Raw genomic sequence first — 20,702 nt, 5'->3', positions numbered from 1 at the left:
TGGATTTTGGTCTTGAGTTCGTTATCAATCCTTGTTCTTGCCTATCAAAAATATTATATCCATTGTTTGCTAATACATCAGGTGTATTAATTGCGTCAATAGTAGTTTTGTTATAGTTTGCTGCTAAACTAGCTGATAATTTACCATTACCTAACTCTATATTTCTATAATTTAACACCAAATCACCTCCAGTAGTTTTGGTATCTCCTGCATTGATAAAAAACTGAACAGCAACCACATTGTTATCCTCTAAAATTTGCTCCACAGGATTTGTAGTAGTATTATCACTATCAGAACCAATCTGAGAAGAGAATAAAACTCGATCATCTACTTTTATTTGATAAATATCTAATGAAGCTGAAAAATCTTTGTTAACCTTGTAGGTTACTCCTGCTGATAAATTTTTTGAAATCTCGTGTGTTAATTGTGGAACGCCTAAAGCCTGAACTGCTGGATTATCATTTGCTAAAGTACCTTGCAATAATGGTTCTGACGAGCCTGAAACAATAATATATTGACTTAAAGTAATATGTGACTGATGTAATGTTGGCGCTCTAAAACCAGTACTATACGAAGCTCTAATCGCTCCTCTTTCTCCTAATTTATACCTTCCATTCACTTTCCAAGAAAAATTATCACCTGCATCAGAAAAATCTTCATATCTCGCAGCAGCACCTAATAAAAAATCTTTGTTTATATCGTAATCCAATTGTACATACCCAGCAAAGTTATTCCTAGACCACTTACCTGCTTCATCTGGTTTAATTCCTGCAAATGAATCAGATCCACCTTTATAATAAGATAATGGATCCCCTTCAAAAGCTCTAAAGCTTTCTTCTTTATATTCAATACCTACTGCAGTACTTAATTGTTCAGAGATTACCCCAGACACATCAAAATTACCAATAACATTCGTTAATCTATACCCTCCAGGTTTAAACGTTCTTGGAGAAGTCCCTCCAATAATCACATCTCCTGTATTAGTATCATAAGTAGTATGATCCACTAAATAATCTCTATTTACAGAATTATTAACCGTATAAAAAACATCATTAGCTCCATAAGTAATACTCGCATCAGCATTCCATCCTTCTGTAAAAGAGAATTTGACACCACCTGCATTGATATGATCGGTAATCTCAGCTTCAAAAGTTGGTTGATATCCTTTAAAATCTTCGGGGCGGGTAAGGAATCCTGTATCCCCTACATCATCTTGTCTCCAATATGGGGCTCTATAATAAGCAAAACTTTTACCATCTCTTTTGGTAAACCCGTGAAAAGAGTACAACGTAGATTTTTCACCTAACGGATGCTCTATATTTACAAATAAATCCATCTTTTCCATTTCTGGTTGTCCTACTTTCATTCCGAGACGCGGATTCTCTTGTGCCCACTCAACCCAATTAGGCAATGGATTTGCTGGTAAATCTGAAACCCCTGGAGAACCAGCTCTATTAGTTATTTCTTGGTTGTAATATCCAAGTGTTAAATTGATAAAACCTCCTTCCCCAAAGTCGAACGCTGTATTAAAATCAGCTGAAAAATTAAACCCATCTTTTTCTGAAGTAATTCCTGCTTTAGTTGAAAAAGTTGAAAACTCTACATTCTTTTTCAAAATAATGTTTAACACTCCAGCAATTGCATCAGAACCATATTGTGCAGACGCCCCATCACGTAACACCTCCACTCTTTCAATCGCTGCTGTAGGTATACTCTTTAAATCTACTCCAACCTCTCCTTTTCCTGGTGTACGATTTAGATACACCTGAGCACTTTGGTTTTTACGTTTTCCATTTATTAAAACTAGAGTTCTACTTGGTCCTAAACCACGTAGATCAGCTGGATCATAATGAGCTGTAGCATCAGAAATAGCCTGATTCTGCGCATTAAACGAAGGTACCTTAAATACCAACATTCTATCAAAAGTAGGCTTTCCACTATTTTGTAGCTCAGCCACATCAATATTGTCAATTGGCACAGGAGAATCTAATATTGTTCTAGGCTTAGATCTGTTACCTGTTAATACCACTTCATCCAAAACATTACCTTCTTTTAAAACTACCGTAAAATCGGCAATCTTATAAACTGTTTTTTCTAGTGTAGTAAATCCTACTGAAGAAAACACCAACGTAACTGGTATTCTCTTCACTTTTAGCTCAAATTGACCTTGCTCATTTGTACTTACTCCATTAGCTGTATCCTTCTCTAGAACATTTACAAAAGGAAGTGGTACACCACTTTCATCTGTTACCGTACCTTTAACTGTTTGTCCATTTATTGATGTAAAAGACACCAATAAAATACAAACAAGAAATTTCATCTTTTTTTTCATAAACACAGTATTTAGTTTAATTAAATTTTTAATGTTAAAAAAGTTAATTTTCTATAAACATACTAATATTTTATCCATTTAACAATAAAAACAATAAACTAACTCACAAAAAACACAACATAAAAACAACTGAAATCATGATTTTATCTTTAACCATCCTTTAACAAGCTTTAATTTCTTAATATTGTAGCTTTGTTTCATAAAAATCTAATTTATTTCAATTACTATGGATATAGATGTAAGAGCCATCAATGAAAAAATAGAAAGAGAAAGTGCTTTTGTAGACTTATTAACTACAGAAATGAACAAAGTAATTGTTGGTCAAAAGCACATGATTGAACGATTGCTAATTGGACTTTTAGGAAATGGACATATCTTACTCGAAGGTGTACCTGGACTAGCTAAAACTCTTGCTATCAACACCCTTTCAAAAGCGGTAGACGGAAGCTTTAGTCGTATTCAGTTCACTCCAGACTTACTTCCAGCTGATGTTGTAGGTACGATGATATACAACGTAAAAGAAAATGATTTTTCTATTAAAAAAGGACCTATTTTTGCCAACTTTGTATTAGCTGATGAGATTAACCGTGCTCCTGCTAAAGTACAATCTGCTTTATTAGAAGCCATGCAAGAACGTCAAATCACCATTGGTGATGAAACCTTTAAACTTGATGAGCCTTTTTTAGTAATGGCCACTCAAAACCCGGTAGAACAAGAAGGAACATACCCACTTCCCGAAGCGCAAGTAGATCGTTTTATGTTGAAAACAGTAATTGACTATCCAAAATTACTAGACGAACAACTTATCATGCGTCAAAACTTAAATGGTGGTTTTCAAAAGATAAATCCTGTAATTTCAATCGATCAAATTATTAAAGCTAGAGAAGTAGTCAATGAAGTTTATATGGATGAAAAAATTGAAAAATATATTCTAGATATCATTTTTGCTACTCGTTATCCAGAAAAATACAATTTAGAAAAATTACAACCATTAATTAGCTTTGGTTCTTCTCCGCGTGGTAGTATTGCTCTTGCAAGAGCCGCTAAATGTTATGCATTTATTAAACGAAGAGGTTATGTAATTCCTGAAGATGTTAGAGCTGTAGTAAACGATGTTTTACGCCACAGAATTGGAATTACTTATGAAGCTGAAGCTGAAAACATCACATCATTAGACATTATTAATTCGATCATAAATGAGGTACAAGTGCCCTAGGCAAAGTACACATACTCATTTATAGCTAACCAAAACCTACTATTACAATATTAATCCCCTTAAATTAGCTATCAATGACTTTTAAATTAACAACGTACAAAACATTAAAAGGAACGAAAAAAATTTTAGAATTAAAAAAAAGAAAAAAAACAGAAGCTGTTATATACAAAGATGACAAACCTAGTTACTATGTAAACTGTTTTGATTTACAAACAGAATCAAATGTAATTATGAACAGCTTAGTCTTGAGCCAACAAAGATGTATACATGAAGTTGTAAAAGAAATTGGCAAAAAGAACAATGTAAATTTATCAATACAAGAAGCGCCTTTTTTAGCTTTTGAAAAAAGCGTTGAATACACAGATATGGAGTTACCTCCATTACCTGAATCTTGGTTAAATTAATGGACACAAAAGAATTACTAAAAAAAGTTCGAAAAATAGAAATAAAGACACGTAGACTGTCTAATCATATTTTTGGAGGTGAGTATCACTCTACTTTTAAAGGTAGAGGTATGACTTTCTCCGAAGTACGCCAATATCAATATGGAGACGATATTAGAGCGATTGATTGGAATGTTACTGCGCGTTACAATGAACCTTATGTGAAAGTTTTCGAGGAAGAAAGAGAACTTACCATGATGTTGGTTGTTGATATTTCTGGTTCTGAGTTTTTTGGTACTTCAAATCAATTCAAAAAAGACACCATTACCGAAATTGCTGCTACGTTAGCCTTTTCTGCCATTCAAAATAATGATAAGGTAGGGCTAATTCTATTTTCAGACCAAGTTGAACTATATATTCCTCCTAAAAAAGGGAAAAGTCACGTGTTAAGAATTATTCGTGAGCTTATAGAATTCCAACCAAAAAGTAGACAAACCAATATCAGTGAAGCTTTAAAATTTTTATCTAATATCATGAAGAAGAAGGCTATTGTATTTATGCTTTCTGATTTTATGGATGACGGCTATGAGCGTACCTTAAAAATTGTTGGAAACAAACACGATGTAACTGGTATTCGTGTGTATGATAAACACGATGAAGAAATCCCCAATTTAGGAATGGTTTCTATGTTAGATGCTGAAACAGGTAAGACTCATCTGGTTAATACTGGTTCAAAATCTGTTAGAACTCACTATAAAGCTAACGCTATAAGATTGGTTGATTATTTTGAAAATGCTTTTACAAAAAGTGGAGCAGGAACCATCAATACAAGAGTTGATGAAAGCTATGTGCGAAAATTATTAGGTTATTTTAAACGAAAAGGATAAGAACAATAATGAAATACAAACTACTTTATATATGCTTGTTTTTAGCTTCTTTTAGCTTTGCCCAACAACCTCAGGTTAAAGCAGAAGTTGACACTACAAACATTAGAATTGGTGAACAATTTCAATATAAAATTTCTGTTGATGCCACTGAAAATGTCATCATTCCTAAGCTAGATAACTTAAAAGGGTTGGAAGTTATAGACTCGCTAAAAGCCGATACAATTAAAAACAAACTTGTTCAAAAATATATTTTAACAGGTTTTGATAGCGGTGCGTTTTACATCCCTCAACAACAAATATTTATTAGAAATCAAGTTTATTTAACTGATAGTTTGCTCGTAAATGTTGCTACTGTTCCTATCGATACCACCAAGGTTAAAAAATTCCCTATTAAAGGAATTAAAGGAGAACCGTATCAATTTGACGATTTCAAACAATATATCTGGTGGGCTGTAATAGCTTTAGCTATTATTGCTCTACTACTCTACTTCTTTGTTTTCAAAAAGAAAAAAGAACGACAAGAAATAATTACTGTTCCTTTGTTAGCCCCTTATGAAGAAGCTATTCAAAAACTAGAAGTGTTGGACAAAAAACTCTTGTGGCAAAACAACCAAATTAAAAAATATTATAGTGAATTAACGGATATCATCAGAGGTTACATAGAAAGAGAATTACATATTCCTGCTTTAGAAATTACTACTGATGAATTAGTTGATGTTTTAAAAGATTTTAACAACATAAAATCAATAGACACAACCAAGGAAACTATTGAAAAGTTAAAAGCATTGTTACAAGAATCAGATTTAGTAAAATTTGCAAAATCAAAGCCTTTATCCTACGAAATTGAGGAAGATAGAAAGGATGCTAAATTTATTATTGATAATTTAAAACCTAAAAAACAAGTAGAAGAAGATAATGTGGAATAATTTTGAATTTCATAGTCCCGAGTTTTTATGGTTGCTAATACTTATTCCACTATTAGCTTTTTGGAGTTTTTATTCTCGAAAAAAAGATAGTGCTAAGTTAAAAATACCAAGCACTCAAGGTTTCAATACACAAGGTTCTATTTTACCTAAACTAAAACCTGTTTTGTACTTACTGCGATTACTAGCATTAGGTTGTTTGATTGTAGCTTTAGCTCGTCCTAGAAATGTAGCGGTAAGCAAAAAAACAAAAACAAACCGAGGTATCGATATTGTAATGGCTATTGATGTTTCGGCTAGTATGTTGGCAAAAGATTTACAACCTAACCGTTTAGAAGCTTTAAAAAGAGTAGCTACCGATTTTGTAAATCTACGCCCAAACGATCGTATTGGTATTGTTGTTTATGCAGGTGAAAGTTTTACACAAACCCCAATTACAAGCGATAAATCTATCGTGAAAAGAACCATTTCAGAAATTAAATGGGGACAATTAGAAGGAGGTACAGCTATTGGAATGGGCTTAGGTTCGGCAGTGAATCGCTTAAAAGAAAGTAAAGCTAAAAGCAAGGTAATTATTTTATTGACCGATGGTGTTAACAATGCTGGTTTTGTAGATCCAAAAACCGCTACCGAGTTAGCCAAAGGAAATGGAATAAAAGTATATACTATTGGAATTGGAACAAACGGAATGGCTCCTTTTCCATGGGCTAGAGATCCAAGAACAGGTAAAATTTCTTTCAAAAACCAGCCTGTTGAAATAGATGAAAACTTATTAAAATATATTGCTAACGAAACCGAAGGTCAGTATTTTAGAGCAACAAACAATGCTAAGCTGAAAGCTATTTATGATGAAATTGACAAACTAGAAAAAACCAAAATAGAAGAGTTTAAATATTATAATTACTCAGAGAAATATCGATTATTAGTATTTATAGCAGGAATATTTTTACTCATAGAATTTACTTTAAAAAACACCCTATTTAAAAGTTTTATTTAAGCAAGATGTACAAACTAGAAGAACCAATATACTTTTATTTTTTTGCAATTATTCCAGTAATAGTTGTTGTATTTCTGTTGGTTTTATGGTGGAAAAAAAGAACGCAGAAAAAGTTTGCCAATGCAACACTATTAGTAAAAATAGCCCCCGACACTTCTACTTTTAAATCTATTTTAAAACTAGTTTTTTTCATCTTAGGTTTATCATTTTTGATTCTTTCTCTAGTGAATCCTAAAATGGGAACTAAGCTCAAAACAGTTAAAAGAGAAGGAGTTGATGTGGTCTTTGCTTTAGATGTATCAAGAAGTATGTTAGCAGAAGATATTGCCCCTAACAGACTAGAAAAAGCAAAACAAATTATTTCAAAAACTATCGATAAGTTAGGAAGCGACAGAGTTGGTATTATTATTTATGCTGGTAACGCCTATCCTCTACTTCCAATCACAACCGATCATGCTGCCGCAAAAATGTTTTTGCAAAATGCGGATCCAGATATGGTTTCAAGTCAAGGGACTGCTATTAATGAAGCTTTAACCCTAGCTAACACCTATTACGATAATGACGAACAAACCAATCGATTTTTAATTATCATTTCAGATGGTGAAGATCACCAAGAAGAAACCAAACAAGTAGCACAAAATATAGCCAACGAAGGGGTAAAAGTATATACCGTAGGAGTAGGAACCGAAAAAGGAGGTCCAATTCCTATAAAATTAAATGGCGCACTTATTGGTTATAAAAAAGATAGAATGGGAGAAACAGTAATTACCAAACGAAAACCAGATGTTTTACAAGGAATTGCTGATGCCTCAAATGGAAAATATTTTGATGGTAATAAAACAGAGAACCCAGTAGAAGCCATAGAAAAAATTATTGGAAACGCACAAAAAAGCGAATTCGAGACCAAACAATTTTCAGATTATAAAGACCAATTTCAATGGTTTGTTGCAATTGGGTTGTTGTTTTTAATTCTCGATATGTTTTTGTTTGATAAGAAAACCAAATGGTTAAAGAAAGTAGATTTATTTAATGAGGAATCTTAAATTCCATTAAGTAGTAATGTTGTATAGAATGAAAATTTTACGAAATATAATAGTAATCCTTGCTTTTACCTTAACTGCTGTAGTAAACGCACAACAAGATACGCTTAAATTACAGCGTGAAGCACGTGCTTTATTACGAGAAGGAAATAAATTATACAATAAACAAAAGTTCAGCGATGCCGCTATAGCATACCGAAAAGCTCTAGGTAAAGACAGTAAGTATGAAAAAGCTAGTTATAACTTTGGAAATACTTTATATCAAGAAAAAAAATACAAAGAAGCTGTTGAACAATACGAAGTAACTACCAAAACTTCAAAAGACAAGATAGCTCAGGCAGAAGCTTACCATAACATTGGTAATGCTATGATGGAACAAAAACAATATCAACAAGCGGTTGACGCCTATAAAAATGCCTTACGTAGAAATCCTAATGATGATGAAACCCGTTACAATTTAACCGTTGCTCAAAAAGAGGCCAAAAAACAACAGCAGGATCAGCAAAACAACAAGGATAAAAACAAAGATCAAAAAGATAAAAATCAGCAAGATCAACAGAAAAAAGACGACAAAGACAAACAGAACGATAAGAATAAAGATCAAAAAGGCGACGATAAGGACAAAAAAGATGATAAGCAAGATCAGAAAAATGACGATCAGAAAAATCAACAAAAACCTAATCAAGATCAAAAAGATAAACAAAATCAACAACCTAAACCTCAGCAAGGCAAAATGACTCCTGAGCAAATGAAACAGTTGTTAGAGAGTTTAAATAATGAGGAAAACAAGACGCAAAAGAAAATGAATGCGCAAAAATCAAAAGGAAGAAAAGTAAAACAAGAAAAAGACTGGTAATTTTTCAGTTGTTAAAATCTTAATTATTTTTAGACATTTTTGAAAAAATGAGTATGAAGTTGAAAGTATACATAACGTTATTAGTTAGTTTTATTACAATTACTCTTAATGCACAAGATGCTGCATTAACAGCTACCGTTAGTAAAAACAAATTGGGTGTAAACCAACGATTGCGCATTGAATTTTCAATTAACAAACAAGGTGCCGATAATTTTAAAGAACCCAACTTTACAAACTTTAAAGTTGTTGGAGGACCGAGTCAGTCTGTAAGCCAATCGTGGGTTAATGGTAAAGTCTCTTTTAATCAATCGTATACATACATATTGCAGCCTATAAGAAAAGGAGAATTTGACATTCCTCCAGCAAGTATTGAAATCGATGGAAAAACACTCACTTCTAACCCCATAAAAGTAATTGTTTTAGATGCCGTAGAAATTCCAAAAAACCCGAATGACCCTAATTATATTGCTGAACAAAATATTCATTTAGTAGCTGAAGTTTCCAAAGAAACTCCTTATGTTGGAGAAGGAATTTATATAGAGTATCGTTTATATTTTAGTGACAATGTGGGTATTTATGATAATGCTGTTACAGAAGCTCCTCAATACAACGGATTTTGGAACCAAGAAATTAAGCGTAATGGAATGCCTGTAAAAGAGGGTATGTACAACGGTGAACGTTATCGTTACGCTGTACTACACAAAGCCTTATTGATTCCTACAACCTCAGGTAAGCTTACAATTGACCCTATGAAAATGGATGTTATTGTAGCTGTACCAACTGGAAGAGCTGATTTTTTTGGAAACGTTATTACTCGTCAGGTTAGAAAAGAATTTGCATCAGCTAAAAAAGTAATCAATGCGAAAGCCTTACCTCTACAAAACAAACCTGAAGACTTTACAGGAGCTGTAGGTCAATTTTCTTTTGATGTATCTCTGAGTAAAAATACGTTAAAAGCTAACGAATCTTCAGAAATAAGTGTTTCTGTTAAAGGAAAAGGAAATTTAAAGCTATTTGAACTTCCAAAGATTGAAACTCCAAAAGAATTAGAAGTATACCAACCAGAAAGAAAAGAGAATGTAAGTATTGCTTCTGATGGTTTGAAGGGATCTGTTACCGACAACTACACTGTTGTTCCTCAATTTAAAGGAAAGTATAAAATCCCTAAAACTTCTTTTTCTTACTTTAACCCAGAAGAAAAAGTATATCAAACTATTACAACAGATGATTTATATGTTGATGTATTAGAAGGAAAAGAAATCCCTACTAATACAAATACTATTTCAAAACAAGATATAAAAGTTACTGGTAGCGATTTTAGATACATTCAAACATCTACTGATTTTCAACCTAAGCAAACAGAAGATTTCTTTAAATCTATATTGTTTTATATTCTTTTATTACTTCCAATCTTAGCGATTCCAGTTGGAATATTTATCCATAAGAAGAAAGAAGAACGCGATAGTGACATTCTAGGTAACAAATTACGAAAAGCAGACAAGCTTGCTAAAAAATATTTATTTGAAGCTCAAAAACAGTTAGGAAACAAAGAAGCTTTTTATGAAGCTTTAGAAAGAGCTTTACACAATTATTTAAAGGCAAAACTGGGAGTAGAAACCTCAGATATTAGCCGAGATAAAATCACAGATTTATTACACGATAAAAATATTGACTCAAGCACTATTGATAATTTTATTAGTGTACTTAACGATTGTGATTTCGCTCGCTATACTCCGATAACCAATGTTCAAATGAAAGAGGAGTATGAAAAAGCAAAACAAGTAATAACGCAATTAGACAGACAATTATAATGAGAACGCTAGCTATATTATTATTCTTATTTGTGTCAACAATTACGTTAGCACAAAATACCAACGATTTATTTTCTAATGCTAACTCTTTATACAAAGAAGGTAAGTATGAAGAAGCTATTAAATTGTATGAACAAATAGAAGACGGAAATGCAATTTCGTCAGAATTATATTTTAATCTAGGAAATTGCTACTACAAACTAAACAAAGTTGCTCCTTCCATATATAATTACGAAAAGGCTTTACAATTAAACCCATTAAACGAAGATGCTGAGAACAACTTAATTCTTGCTAAACGATTAACCTTGGATAGAATTGAAGCGCTACCAAAATCAATATTTCAAAAATTTAATGAAAACTATTTACAAAAATTCACTTACAATACTTGGGGTGTAATTACCATTGTACTTTCATTTATTACTTCTATTTTGTTCTTGTTATTTTATTTTTCGGATGCTTCGAATAAAAAAAGAATGTATTTTACCTCAAGTATAATTTCATTTTTATTATTAGCTGTATCACTTGTGATAAGCTACACACAGTATAGTCAATCTAAAAACACTATTGAAGCTATTATTTTTGCTGAAGAAATTTCAGTAAATAATGAGCCTACTTCTAGCTCTAGTGAAGTTTTCACATTGCACGAAGGAACTAAGGTAAACGTGCTGGACTCGGTAGATAACTGGAAGAAAATAAAGCTTTCAGATGGTAAAATAGGTTGGGTTCCTTCAGAAAATTTAAAGGAATTGTAACATTCGGAGTGTAAAAAATTAGCTATTTTCGCTCAATAATCTATACAAACTCATTTGAAATCTAAAATAGCCATCTTCTTTATTATCCTATTCGCAGGTATTATTATAGCACCTACGGTAGTTACGTTTGTAGATAAAGATCAAGATCTTACTATTTTTCTTAGTTTAAATGAGGAAGAAGAGAATACCAAAAGCTTAAAAGGGATGGAAATGACTATTCATCCTCAAGAAAGCAACAACAATACTACATTTACACATTATAAAATTCAAAAAAGGGAAAATGTACGTTTTCAATCAAAGAAGTACATTTCTCAATATCCTAAGATTTTAACTCCACCTCCTGAGTTTTTTACTGTTTAATCTCGAATTATTTAGTATCAAAATCATTTTTTAATCAATACTCTAAATCTTTTTTTGGAGTATAGAAAAACACATATTATGTTTAAAAATATCAAAAGCGACCTACCCGCAAGTATTGTCGTGTTTTTTGTTGCATTACCGTTATGTTTAGGTATTGCACTAGCAAGTGGAGCACCTCTTTTTTCTGGAGTAATTGCAGGGATTGTAGGAGGAATTGTTGTTGGAGCCTTAAGTGGTTCTAAAATTGGCGTTAGTGGTCCTGCAGCTGGTTTAGCGGCGATTGTATTAACTGCTATTACCTCGCTTGGGGGTTATGAAAACTTCTTAGTAGCGGTTGTTTTAGGAGGTATTATTCAAATACTTTTTGGAGTTCTTAAAGCAGGGGTTATTGGGTATTACTTCCCATCTTCTGTAATCAAAGGAATGTTAACGGGTATTGGTATCATTATCATCTTAAAGCAAGTTCCACATTTTTTCGGATATGATGCTGAACCAGAAGGTGCGGATAGCTTTATTGAAACGTCAGGAGAAAATACTTTTTCTGCTATTTTGCATGTCATGGATCATATTACTATAGGCTCAATGCTTATTGGTTTTATTGGATTAGCCATTTTAATTCTTTGGGATAAAGTTCTAAGTAAAAAAGGAAAAATATTTCATTTAATTCAAGGGCCTTTAGTAGCAGTTGTAGTGGGTATCATCTTTTTTATAGTAACCCAAGGAAATGAAATACTATCAATACAAGCTTCACATTTGGTAAGTGTGCCAATTCCTGAAAGCGCTGCTTCTTTTATGGAGCAATTTACATTTCCTAACTTTGGTGCAATTACAAATCCTGAAATTTGGATAACTGCCTTTACTATTGCTTTGGTAGCTAGTTTAGAGACCTTACTTTGTGTAGAAGCTACGGATAAAATAGATCCTGATAAAAATGTTACACCAACTAACAGGGAGTTATTGGCACAAGGTACTGGTAATATTATATCTGGATTAATTGGTGGTTTACCAATTACTCAGGTAATCGTAAGAAGCTCTGCTAATGTACAATCAGGCGGAAAAAGCAAAATGTCGGCTATTCTTCATGGTTTACTTTTATTAGTCTCTGTTATTTTAATCCCACGATTGTTAAATAAAATTCCTTTATCTATACTAGCTTCAATTTTACTAGTGGTAGGTTATAAATTAGCAAAGCCTAGTTTATTCAAACAAATGTATGGCTTAGGAAAAAAGCAATTCGTTCCTTTCATTATAACCGTAGCAGGTATTGTTTTTACTGATTTACTAACAGGTATTTCATTAGGGCTAGCTGTGGGAGTTATAATTATTCTAATTAAAAGCTACCAAAATTCTCACTTTTTACATATTGAAGATCAGAGTAACGGTCTACACAAAATAAAAATGACATTGGCTGAAGAAGTTACTTTCTTTAACAAAGGTGCTATTTTAAAAGAATTAGATAGACTTCCTTCTGACACATATTTAGAATTAGATGTTACAAAAACCCGATATTTGGATAATGATATTATTGAAATACTAGAAGATTTTGCTTTCAAAGCCAAAGAAAAAAACATTAACATAAAACTAATTTCAGAACGAGGTATTGTAGAAAATCCTCCAAGCTTTATTCAATTTTTTAAACTAAGACCTAAAGCTGCTTAAACTAAAGCACATATAAAATACATTTTAATTAAAGATTATTATAAAATATCATGAAGACTCATACTAAAGAAACACAAGCAACCATGACTCCAGAGAAGTCATTGCAATACTTAAAAGAAGGAAATTTAAGATTTCAAAATAATTTAAAAGCCAATCGTAATTTATTAGAGCAAGTAAACGATACTAGAGACGGACAATTTCCTTTTGCTACTATTTTAAGTTGTATTGATTCTAGAGTATCAGCTGAATTAGTTTTTGATCAAGGGCTAGGAGATATATTTAGTGTTCGAATTGCTGGAAATTTTGTAAACGTAGATATTTTAGGCAGTATGGAATTTGCCTGTAAACTAGCTGGTACAAAGTTAATTGTAGTTCTAGGACACACAAGCTGTGGAGCTGTTAAAGGAGCTTGTGATAATGCAGAACTTGGAAACTTAACAAGCATGTTAAGTAAAATTAAACCTGCAGTAGAAGCTGTTACTGAACCTAAAGAAGAAAGCCTAAGAAATTCTTCTAATTTAGAGTTTGTAAACAATGTTGCAGAGAAAAATGTAAAACTTACTATCGATAGAATTTTACAGGAAAGTGAAGTATTAGCCGAAATGCATAAAAATGAAGAAATTATGATTGTTGGTGCTATGTATGATATCACAGATGGTGCTGTTACTTTCTTTGAATAAACAGAATTGTTGTTTTTAATTTTTAAAGAGAATCTAAGGTAAGCCTTGATTCTCTTTTTTTTTACACTATAATAACTATCTTAGTATTTCTTTACATTAATTGACTTATGAAAAACCTATTCTCAAACTTTAAAGGTGATTTGTTTGGAGGTATTACTGCTGGTATTGTTGCCTTACCTTTAGCATTAGCGTTTGGAGTATCCTCTGGTTTGGGACCTAGTGCAGGATTATATGGTGCTATTTTCATTGCCTTTTTTGCTGCTTTATTTGGTGGTACTAACACCCAAATATCCGGACCAACAGCACCTATGACAGCTGTAAGCATGGTGGTAATAGCAGGGATTTTAGCTACAAAAGATGGAGATATTAACAAAGCGCTACCAGCAATTCTAACTGTCTTTTTACTAGCTGGTTTAATTCAAGTAGGATTAGGGATATTGGGTTTAGGTAAATATATCCGGTACATTCCTTATCCTGTAGTATCAGGTTTTATGACTGCCATTGGAGTAATTATTTTGGTTACTCAAATTCTTCCCGCTGTAGGTTATTACGCCAAAGAAGACACTCAGTTTGTCGAACAATTTAAACCTCAAGCAGAAGAATTAATATTAGAAAATATTTTAAAAGAAGAATCTGGAGAAGGTATATTAGTTCTTGAAGATTTTAAAGAAACTGTAAAAAGAGCTGAAGCTACCTCACAAGCAGATATTTTAAAAGAGAGTAAAATTATTGCAGGAAAAGAAGCTTCAGGCGTTTTAGGCACTTTTAAAGTATTACCACGAGCATTAAAGAATATAAATTGGTTAGAGTTAATTTTAGCTCTGGGTACTATCTTAATTATTTATGGATTCAAACGAATTACTACAACTATACCAAGTACACTAGTCGCCTTGGTTGTCATGTCCGGTATTGCTTTAGCTTTTGGACTAAACTATCGCCCTATAGAAGAAATCCCAGGAGGTTTTCCTATTCCTAATTTGAAGATTTTTTCACAATTTAGCTTACCCAATATTACTCCTTACATATTTACAGCATTAACTTTAGCATTACTAGGAGCAATTGACTCTTTATTAACTTCTGTTGTGGCTGATAATATGACTAAGACTAAACACAAACCTAATAAAGAATTAGTTGGTCAAGGTATAGGAAATAGTATTGCAGCTATTTTTGGTGGTATCCCTGGCGCTGGAGCTACTATACGTACAGTAGTAAACATTAACTCTGGTGGTAAAACTAAATTATCTGGAATGATTGCAGGGATCGTACTTTTAATTATTTTATTAGGCTTAGGACCTATTGCATCAAAAATTCCCGCTGCTGTATTGGCTGGTATCCTAATTACTGTAGGGATAGGCGTGATGGATTACAAAGGCTTAAAAGCTATTCCTAACCTACCAAAAGATACTAAAATAGGTCCATTAAAAATAAGCTCAGAAGTCATTATTATGTTAGTTGTACTAGTTTTATCAACTTTTTGGAATTTAGTTTACGCTGTCGGTATAGGTTTAGTAATTGCTTCTCTAATGTTTATGAAAAAAATCGGTGATTTAACAGCAGAACGCTCTAACCTTAAATCTCTGAAAGAGGAAGCTTGGGCTGATGAAAAAAAATTTCCAAAAGAATTTTCTGAAAAAGTATTTATAAAACATGTTAAAGGTCCTTTATTTTTTGGCTCAACAAGTGATTTTCAAGCATTAGCAAAACAAATTCCAACTACTGCTTCACATGTAATTATTCGCATGGATAGAATGCAATACATAGATCAATCTGGCTTATATACTTTAGAGGATATATTAGTTGATTTAGAAAAAAATGGAATTACTGTTTTATTAGTAGATGTGCTAAAACAACCGCGTTATATGATGGAACGTATTGACATAATACCTGACTTAATTTCTAAAGAACATATTTTTGATTCTTTTCTTAATTGTTTAGATTGGATTAAACAAAATGTAAAAGACTCAACCAAATAAACACACTCTATATTATGGATTTATCAAAAATATTTGAAAACAATAAAAAATGGGTACAGAAAAAGTTATCCATGGATACCGATTACTTTAAAAAATTAAATGAAGGTCAAAGTCCAAAGTTTTTGTACATCGGGTGTTCAGATAGTAGAGTCTCAGTAGAAAACTTGATGGGATTAAAACCTGGTGAAGTTTTTGTTCATAGAAACATAGCGAATATGGTTCCTGCTATCGATTTAAACTCTGCTTCAGTAATTGAATATGCTGTTGAGCATTTAAAAGTTAATCATATTGTGGTATGCGGACATTATTCTTGTGGTGGTGTTAAAGCTGCTATGCAGTCTGCAGATTTAGGTTTGTTAAATCCCTGGCTACGTTACATAAGAGACGTATACCGTTTACACAAAGAAGAGTTAAATAAAATTGAAGACGAAGAAACTCGTTATGATCGATTAGTTGATTTAAATGTGCAAGAGCAATGTGTTAATTTAATTAAAACTGCAGCTGTACAAAAAGCTTATAGAGATCGAGGATTAAAAGTATACGGTTGGGTATTTGATATTAAAACAGGTAATCTTGTCGATTTGAATATAGATTTTGAACATATCTTAGAAGATATTATGGAAATATACCATTTAGATTAAATCCTTATCTAAAAAAACAAAAACGGGTGAATTTCTTCACCCGTTTTTGTTTTTTATGCAGTAGTTTCTGATTCTTGCTTATTATCTTCCTCTTCCACATCTTTAATAATAGATGGAAAAATAGTAGGCGCTATCTTTTTTACGGGTTTATATAAAATAGATTCATCTAAACTTTCTTGTTTCACAAACGGAATCGTATCATTCATTTTTCCGAAGAAAATAAAAATCACGCTTAAAATTAAGCCAATTTTTAAGGCTCCAAAAACACCTCCTAAAATCTTATTTAAAATTCCCAAAGAAGCAAAATCAGCTATCTTAGTTAAGATTTTACCAAGTAAAGCAATCACTACAATTATTACTACAAAAGTCCCTGCAAAAGCCGCTAGAGAAATATATTTTTCTTCCCAGTTTACACTATCCTTCAACCAATCTCCAATAAAATAAGAAAAATGTATTGCTCCATAAACTCCAGCTATCAAAGCTACCAAAGAGGCTACTTCAACAAACAACCCTTTCATTAATCCACGTACAAAACCAAACAATAACAGGGCTGCAATAATAATATCGAAAGTATTCATAGTTATTTAATTCTTCCGCGTAAATATACACAACTCATTCATATCTTTGCTCTTTCAAAAAGTACAAATGACCAAAAAAACCAACTTAAAAGAAAAATGGGAACTTGTGATAACTCAGTTATCACAACAGTTTGCTGATGGTGATGAATTAACTATCGATGGAATTATTTATTTAATTGGTGTTCAAGAATTAGGGCAAGGACATAGAAAATTCAAAAAAGACGAAAAAGTTAATTTAATGCATATCGCCATATGTAAACTATTGGAACCTTATGGTTATTATGAGTTTGACTTTTTTGATGATGACGGTTGGCCGCATTATAAAACAATAACAGAGTTACCAAGTTTAAAACCCGGTGAACAAACCGTATTAATGAAAGAAGCTATTATTAATTATTTTGAAGAGATAAACTTTTTTTAAAAATTTTGTTTATTTGAATCCTGAATTAAAGTATTAGAAAACCACAACATTTCATAACAAACAAATATCAAACAACTAGAAAAGAGGTTTTAATTTTAGAAAAAAATAAAAGTGGTATACTTCTTGGAAAGAAGTTTGTAAATGACTAGTTTTAAAACCTTATTAATAACCCTTTAAAATATCATGATGAAAAAATTACTGGCTCTATTAATATTTACTACATCGATCGTTAGTGCTCAATATACTATTAAAGGTACAATGACTCCCCCAGAAAAAAGTGACTGGGTAATTCTTTATAAAATCGAAGGTGCCAAACAAAAGTATATAAAAGATACAACCATTAAGCATGACACAGTAATTATTGGTGGCGAAAAACAAATACTAGGTAAATTTAGCTTTGAGTTGCCAAACACAGCAGAAGCTGGAGCTTACAGAGCAACCTATAGAAACACTGGTGCAGGATTTGTTGATTTCTTCTTTAACAAAGAAAATGTTGAATTTGTTTTCAACCCTAAATTCCCAGAACAATCCCTACTTTTTACAAGTTCTAGAGAAAATAAATTATATAGCGAGTACAAACAAGCTTATAATAAAATTCAAAAGAAAATAGACTCGGCACAGGCTGCATATATTGAAACTGAATCAAGAGATGCTAAAAAAGCATACAAAAATGAGGTTAAAGAACTTGAAGATGTACAAGATACTTACGAGACCAAATCTGAAGGAATGCTAGTAAATCACTTCATTAAAGCTTCTCGTCGTTATAACTCATATAATATTCACGATAATATCAAAGATTATTTAGCTGCTACATCTGATAACTTTTTTAAATATATCGATTTCAAAAATGAAGCTTTATTTAATTCTTCTTTTTTAATTGATAAAATTAATGACTACGTTTTCTATTTAAACTATACTGAAGATAAAGAAATGCAACAGAAATTGATGAAAAAGTCGATTACTGATGTAATGAAAAAAATATCTTCTGATAAATTAGAAAAAGCAGTAATTTATTACTTAATTAGTACACTTACTGATAAACGTAACGGACCTGCCGTAGACTGGATGTTTTCTGAATACTACGACGACCTTCCTTCAGAAGATCAAGATGCTGACTTCAAAAAAGAAAAGCTAGATATTTTACTTGCAACAGTAGGTAGAATTGCTCCTGATTTTTCATGGAAAGAAAATGATGAAGATCAAAAACTATCTACTTTAGATGACGGAAATACTTACTTATTAGTATTTTGGAGTACAGGTTGTCCTCACTGTGTAAAAGAAATTCCTGAGCTTTATAAATACATGAAAACTCACAAGGAGGTTTCTGTAGTTTCATTTGGTATTGAAAATGACGAAATTGAGTGGACTGAGTTTGTTAAAGACTTACCAGAATGGCACAATGCTGTAGGAACGCACCCAGAATACAAGTTTGATAATGAAACTGTAAAGAAATATAATTTACTAGGAACACCATCTTATTTTGTACTAGATAGAGAAAAAAGAATTATAGCGATGCCTGATCACGTTCAAGATGTTCAAAAATATTTTGAAAACAACTAGGTCTTAATCCAAATAAATTAAAAAAAGCTCAACAAATTTTGTTGAGCTTTTTATTTTTTAGAAATATAAAAATGCATCTTCAATATGTTCTATTGTATATGCTTCACCTTCTTTTAGAACAGCTATAATATCAAATCGTGTTTCTACGTCTAAATCATGTTCATTAATATAATTATCAATTGCAGAAACTAAAAGTTTAATTTTCTTGGGGTTCACAAAATCTTGTGGATTACCAAAATAAGCTGTCGAACGAGTTTTAACTTCTATAGCTATTAATTCATTCCCTTTCATAGCTATAATATCAACCTCAGCTTTTAAAAATCGATAATTTTTTTCAACTACAGAATACCCTTGTTTAGTTAAATACTCTATAGCTAATTCCTCTCCTTTTTTGCCAAGTTCATTGTGTATTGCCATTTAAAATCTTAAATTTGAGTAAATTAAAAAACTTTTACCATGAAAAAAAATATGGGAAATAGCGATAAGGCAATCAGAACCTTAATTGCTTTATTTATTGCCTGCTTATCGTATTTTGATATTATTACTGGGATAATAGGTAATATACTGTTAGTGGTAGCAATTGTATTTTTGGTTACCAGTTTAATAAACTTTTGTCCTCTTTATTCCTTATTTGGTATAAATACTCGTAAGCCTAAAGAATAAATTAGTCAAACACAATAGTAGAAGAATTATCTTTATGTATACTTAAAGAAATCCTTCTTCCCATAATTAATGCTCTATTATCAGGTTCATGTCCTGCAGGGAAATTAAATAATACAGGGATATCTTTGGGAACAACTTCCAAAATTAATTGTTCTATCGAACTTCCCCAAGGAGTTGTATTTCTCTTAATTTTTGTCATATCTCCCACCAGAACTGCTTTCACCTTATTAAAATATCCTGCACGCTTCAAACTTTGTAGCATTCTATCTATCGAATACTTATACTCTCCTATTTCTTCAATAAACAATATTTTTCCATCCGTAGAAATTTGACTATCCGACCCTAACATCGAAGCTAAAATAGCAATATTACCTCCCACTAATTCTCCTGATATGTCTCCTACTCTATTCTTTTTTGATGAAGGAATGTGATATTCCAACTTCTCACCAAATAACGCTTTTTTAAAAGTAGCTATCGTTTCAACAATCTCCTCTGGTTTCTCTTCCATACTTGTACCCATCATAGCGTGTATAGTTTCCACTCCTAAATTATGAATATGATTGTGGAATGCTGTAATATCAGAATATCCTATTACCCACTTTGGGTGCTGTTTAAACTTCGTAAAATCTAACTGATCTATAATTCTTACAGAACCATATCCTCCTCTCGCACTCCAAATCGCTTTAATAGTAGGATTATCTAATGCTTCTTGAAAATCTTGGCAGCGCTCTTCATCAGAACCAGCAAAATGATCGTTTTGGTTGAACATATTCTTTCCGTATATCACTTTCAACCCCCAACTTTCAGCTAACTCTTTGGCTTTATCAATTACATGTTTTCTATTCTTTAAAATTCCAGCAGGAGCTACAATAGCAATCGTATCTCCTTTTTCTAGATAAGGCGGCGTTATTAATTTCATGCTTGAGTTTTGAGCGTTAACCATTGAACTTATAAAAATTAGCAGTAAAAA

The 20,702-nt window shown here is 32.0% G+C and carries 21 protein-coding genes; 17 read left to right on the top strand and 4 right to left on the bottom strand.

What is annotated here, in order from left to right:
- On the bottom strand, positions 1-2,320 hold a 2,320-nt coding region (locus ACQY6M_RS10390; RefSeq protein ID WP_428744951.1), incomplete at its 3' end, for a TonB-dependent receptor.
- Between the two features lie 238 nt (positions 2,321-2,558).
- Between ACQY6M_RS10390 and ACQY6M_RS10385 the strand changes: the two genes are divergently transcribed.
- The 14 genes from ACQY6M_RS10385 to ACQY6M_RS10320 all read left to right on the top strand — a co-directional run bounded on the left by ACQY6M_RS10385 (position 2,559) and on the right by ACQY6M_RS10320 (position 16,510).
- Positions 2,559-3,548, top strand: coding sequence for an AAA family ATPase (locus tag ACQY6M_RS10385; protein ID WP_428741476.1), 990 nt, complete (start codon positions 2,559-2,561; stop codon positions 3,546-3,548).
- 74 nt (positions 3,549-3,622) lie between these two features.
- The gene (locus ACQY6M_RS10380; protein WP_428741477.1) at positions 3,623-3,952 is read left to right on the top strand and encodes a hypothetical protein; all 330 of its coding nucleotides are present in this window, start codon (positions 3,623-3,625) and stop codon (positions 3,950-3,952) included.
- Positions 3,952-4,818 (top strand): DUF58 domain-containing protein, encoded by an 867-nt coding sequence (locus ACQY6M_RS10375; RefSeq protein ID WP_428741478.1) that lies wholly within the window; start codon positions 3,952-3,954, stop codon positions 4,816-4,818. The genes ACQY6M_RS10380 and ACQY6M_RS10375 overlap by 1 nt, the downstream gene beginning before the upstream one ends.
- Positions 4,819-4,826: 8 nt before the next feature.
- Positions 4,827-5,744: a hypothetical protein gene (locus ACQY6M_RS10370; protein ID WP_428741479.1), complete on the top strand. Its 918-nt coding sequence runs from the start codon at positions 4,827-4,829 to the stop codon at positions 5,742-5,744.
- A complete protein-coding gene (locus ACQY6M_RS10365) occupies positions 5,734-6,738 on the top strand; it encodes a vWA domain-containing protein (RefSeq protein ID WP_428741480.1) in 1,005 nt (334 codons plus the stop codon). Before ACQY6M_RS10370 ends, ACQY6M_RS10365 begins: the two co-directional genes overlap by 11 nt.
- Positions 6,739-6,743: 5 nt before the next feature.
- Positions 6,744-7,781, top strand: a complete 1,038-nt coding sequence (locus ACQY6M_RS10360; RefSeq protein WP_428741481.1) for a VWA domain-containing protein — start codon at positions 6,744-6,746, stop codon at positions 7,779-7,781.
- Between the two features lie 28 nt (positions 7,782-7,809).
- The gene (locus tag ACQY6M_RS10355; RefSeq protein ID WP_428741482.1) at positions 7,810-8,634 is read left to right on the top strand and encodes a tetratricopeptide repeat protein; all 825 of its coding nucleotides are present in this window, start codon (positions 7,810-7,812) and stop codon (positions 8,632-8,634) included.
- 53 nt (positions 8,635-8,687) lie between these two features.
- On the top strand, positions 8,688-10,445 hold the full coding sequence (locus ACQY6M_RS10350) for a BatD family protein (protein WP_428741483.1): 1,758 nt from the start codon (positions 8,688-8,690) through the stop codon (positions 10,443-10,445).
- A complete protein-coding gene (locus ACQY6M_RS10345) occupies positions 10,445-11,197 on the top strand; it encodes a tetratricopeptide repeat protein (protein WP_428741484.1) in 753 nt (250 codons plus the stop codon). Before ACQY6M_RS10350 ends, ACQY6M_RS10345 begins: the two co-directional genes overlap by 1 nt.
- Before the next feature lie 54 nt (positions 11,198-11,251).
- Positions 11,252-11,557, top strand: a complete 306-nt coding sequence (locus tag ACQY6M_RS10340) for a hypothetical protein (RefSeq protein WP_428741485.1) — start codon at positions 11,252-11,254, stop codon at positions 11,555-11,557.
- A gap of 78 nt (positions 11,558-11,635) precedes the next feature.
- Complete coding sequence (locus tag ACQY6M_RS10335) at positions 11,636-13,216, top strand: SulP family inorganic anion transporter (protein WP_428741486.1); 1,581 nt, start codon at positions 11,636-11,638, stop codon at positions 13,214-13,216.
- A 50-nt stretch (positions 13,217-13,266) separates the two neighbouring features.
- On the top strand, positions 13,267-13,896 hold the full coding sequence (locus ACQY6M_RS10330) for a carbonic anhydrase family protein (protein ID WP_428741487.1): 630 nt from the start codon (positions 13,267-13,269) through the stop codon (positions 13,894-13,896).
- Positions 13,897-14,003: 107 nt separating this feature from the next.
- Positions 14,004-15,869: a SulP family inorganic anion transporter gene (locus ACQY6M_RS10325; RefSeq protein ID WP_428741488.1), complete on the top strand. Its 1,866-nt coding sequence runs from the start codon at positions 14,004-14,006 to the stop codon at positions 15,867-15,869.
- Positions 15,870-15,883: 14 nt separating this feature from the next.
- A complete protein-coding gene (locus ACQY6M_RS10320; protein ID WP_428741489.1) occupies positions 15,884-16,510 on the top strand; it encodes a carbonic anhydrase in 627 nt (208 codons plus the stop codon).
- 53 nt (positions 16,511-16,563) lie between these two features.
- Here the strand turns inward: ACQY6M_RS10320 and ACQY6M_RS10315 are convergent, their stop codons facing one another.
- Entirely contained in the window at positions 16,564-17,088 is a 525-nt protein-coding gene (locus ACQY6M_RS10315; protein ID WP_428741490.1) for a CvpA family protein, read from the bottom strand.
- A 67-nt stretch (positions 17,089-17,155) separates the two neighbouring features.
- Between ACQY6M_RS10315 and ACQY6M_RS10310 the strand changes: the two genes are divergently transcribed.
- Together ACQY6M_RS10310 and ACQY6M_RS10305 are read left to right on the top strand one after the other, a co-directional pair.
- Positions 17,156-17,509 carry a hypothetical protein gene (locus tag ACQY6M_RS10310; protein ID WP_428741491.1) on the top strand — a complete coding sequence of 118 codons (354 nt, stop codon included), beginning with the start codon at positions 17,156-17,158 and terminating at the stop codon, positions 17,507-17,509.
- Positions 17,510-17,692: 183 nt separating this feature from the next.
- Positions 17,693-19,069: a TlpA family protein disulfide reductase gene (locus tag ACQY6M_RS10305; RefSeq protein WP_428741492.1), complete on the top strand. Its 1,377-nt coding sequence runs from the start codon at positions 17,693-17,695 to the stop codon at positions 19,067-19,069.
- A 57-nt stretch (positions 19,070-19,126) separates the two neighbouring features.
- On the opposite strand, the gene ACQY6M_RS10300 is transcribed toward ACQY6M_RS10305, so the two are convergent.
- Positions 19,127-19,486, bottom strand: a complete 360-nt coding sequence (locus ACQY6M_RS10300; RefSeq protein ID WP_428741493.1) for a YraN family protein — start codon at positions 19,484-19,486, stop codon at positions 19,127-19,129.
- Between the two features lie 39 nt (positions 19,487-19,525).
- Between ACQY6M_RS10300 and ACQY6M_RS10295 the strand changes: the two genes are divergently transcribed.
- Complete coding sequence (locus tag ACQY6M_RS10295) at positions 19,526-19,732, top strand: YgaP family membrane protein (protein ID WP_428741494.1); 207 nt, start codon at positions 19,526-19,528, stop codon at positions 19,730-19,732.
- 1 nt (position 19,733) lies between these two features.
- Here ACQY6M_RS10295 and ACQY6M_RS10290 read toward each other — a convergent pair whose 3' ends face one another.
- Complete coding sequence (locus ACQY6M_RS10290; RefSeq protein WP_428741495.1) at positions 19,734-20,651, bottom strand: S66 peptidase family protein; 918 nt, start codon at positions 20,649-20,651, stop codon at positions 19,734-19,736.
- Positions 20,652-20,702: the final 51 nt, after the last annotated feature.

It is taken from the genome of Tenacibaculum sp., assembly GCF_050290165.1.
In the GTDB taxonomy this organism is placed as follows: domain Bacteria; phylum Bacteroidota; class Bacteroidia; order Flavobacteriales; family Flavobacteriaceae; genus Polaribacter.
This window is presented reverse-complemented; position numbering and strand designations above follow the sequence as displayed.

Excerpts from the sequence above, each read along its gene's own strand:
- ACQY6M_RS10345 (WP_428741484.1), top strand. The coding sequence starts at position 10,445 with ATGAGAACGCTAGCTATATTATTATTCTTATTTGTGTCAACAATTACG.
- ACQY6M_RS10380 (WP_428741477.1), top strand. The coding sequence starts at position 3,623 with ATGACTTTTAAATTAACAACGTACAAAACATTAAAAGGAACGAAAAAA.
- ACQY6M_RS10360 (WP_428741481.1), top strand. The coding sequence starts at position 6,744 with ATGTACAAACTAGAAGAACCAATATACTTTTATTTTTTTGCAATTATT.
- ACQY6M_RS10295 (WP_428741494.1), top strand. The coding sequence starts at position 19,526 with ATGAAAAAAAATATGGGAAATAGCGATAAGGCAATCAGAACCTTAATT.
- ACQY6M_RS10320 (WP_428741489.1), top strand. The coding sequence starts at position 15,884 with ATGGATTTATCAAAAATATTTGAAAACAATAAAAAATGGGTACAGAAA.
- ACQY6M_RS10335 (WP_428741486.1), top strand. The coding sequence starts at position 11,636 with ATGTTTAAAAATATCAAAAGCGACCTACCCGCAAGTATTGTCGTGTTT.
- ACQY6M_RS10365 (WP_428741480.1), top strand. The coding sequence starts at position 5,734 with ATGTGGAATAATTTTGAATTTCATAGTCCCGAGTTTTTATGGTTGCTA.
- ACQY6M_RS10315 (WP_428741490.1), bottom strand. The coding sequence starts at position 17,088 with ATGAATACTTTCGATATTATTATTGCAGCCCTGTTATTGTTTGGTTTT.
- ACQY6M_RS10310 (WP_428741491.1), top strand. The coding sequence starts at position 17,156 with ATGACCAAAAAAACCAACTTAAAAGAAAAATGGGAACTTGTGATAACT.
- ACQY6M_RS10350 (WP_428741483.1), top strand. The coding sequence starts at position 8,688 with ATGAAGTTGAAAGTATACATAACGTTATTAGTTAGTTTTATTACAATT.
- ACQY6M_RS10305 (WP_428741492.1), top strand. The coding sequence starts at position 17,693 with ATGATGAAAAAATTACTGGCTCTATTAATATTTACTACATCGATCGTT.
- ACQY6M_RS10290 (WP_428741495.1), bottom strand. The coding sequence starts at position 20,651 with ATGAAATTAATAACGCCGCCTTATCTAGAAAAAGGAGATACGATTGCT.
- ACQY6M_RS10375 (WP_428741478.1), top strand. The coding sequence starts at position 3,952 with ATGGACACAAAAGAATTACTAAAAAAAGTTCGAAAAATAGAAATAAAG.
- ACQY6M_RS10300 (WP_428741493.1), bottom strand. The coding sequence starts at position 19,486 with ATGGCAATACACAATGAACTTGGCAAAAAAGGAGAGGAATTAGCTATA.
- ACQY6M_RS10330 (WP_428741487.1), top strand. The coding sequence starts at position 13,267 with ATGAAGACTCATACTAAAGAAACACAAGCAACCATGACTCCAGAGAAG.
- ACQY6M_RS10355 (WP_428741482.1), top strand. The coding sequence starts at position 7,810 with ATGAAAATTTTACGAAATATAATAGTAATCCTTGCTTTTACCTTAACT.
- ACQY6M_RS10370 (WP_428741479.1), top strand. The coding sequence starts at position 4,827 with ATGAAATACAAACTACTTTATATATGCTTGTTTTTAGCTTCTTTTAGC.
- ACQY6M_RS10385 (WP_428741476.1), top strand. The coding sequence starts at position 2,559 with ATGGATATAGATGTAAGAGCCATCAATGAAAAAATAGAAAGAGAAAGT.
- ACQY6M_RS10325 (WP_428741488.1), top strand. The coding sequence starts at position 14,004 with ATGAAAAACCTATTCTCAAACTTTAAAGGTGATTTGTTTGGAGGTATT.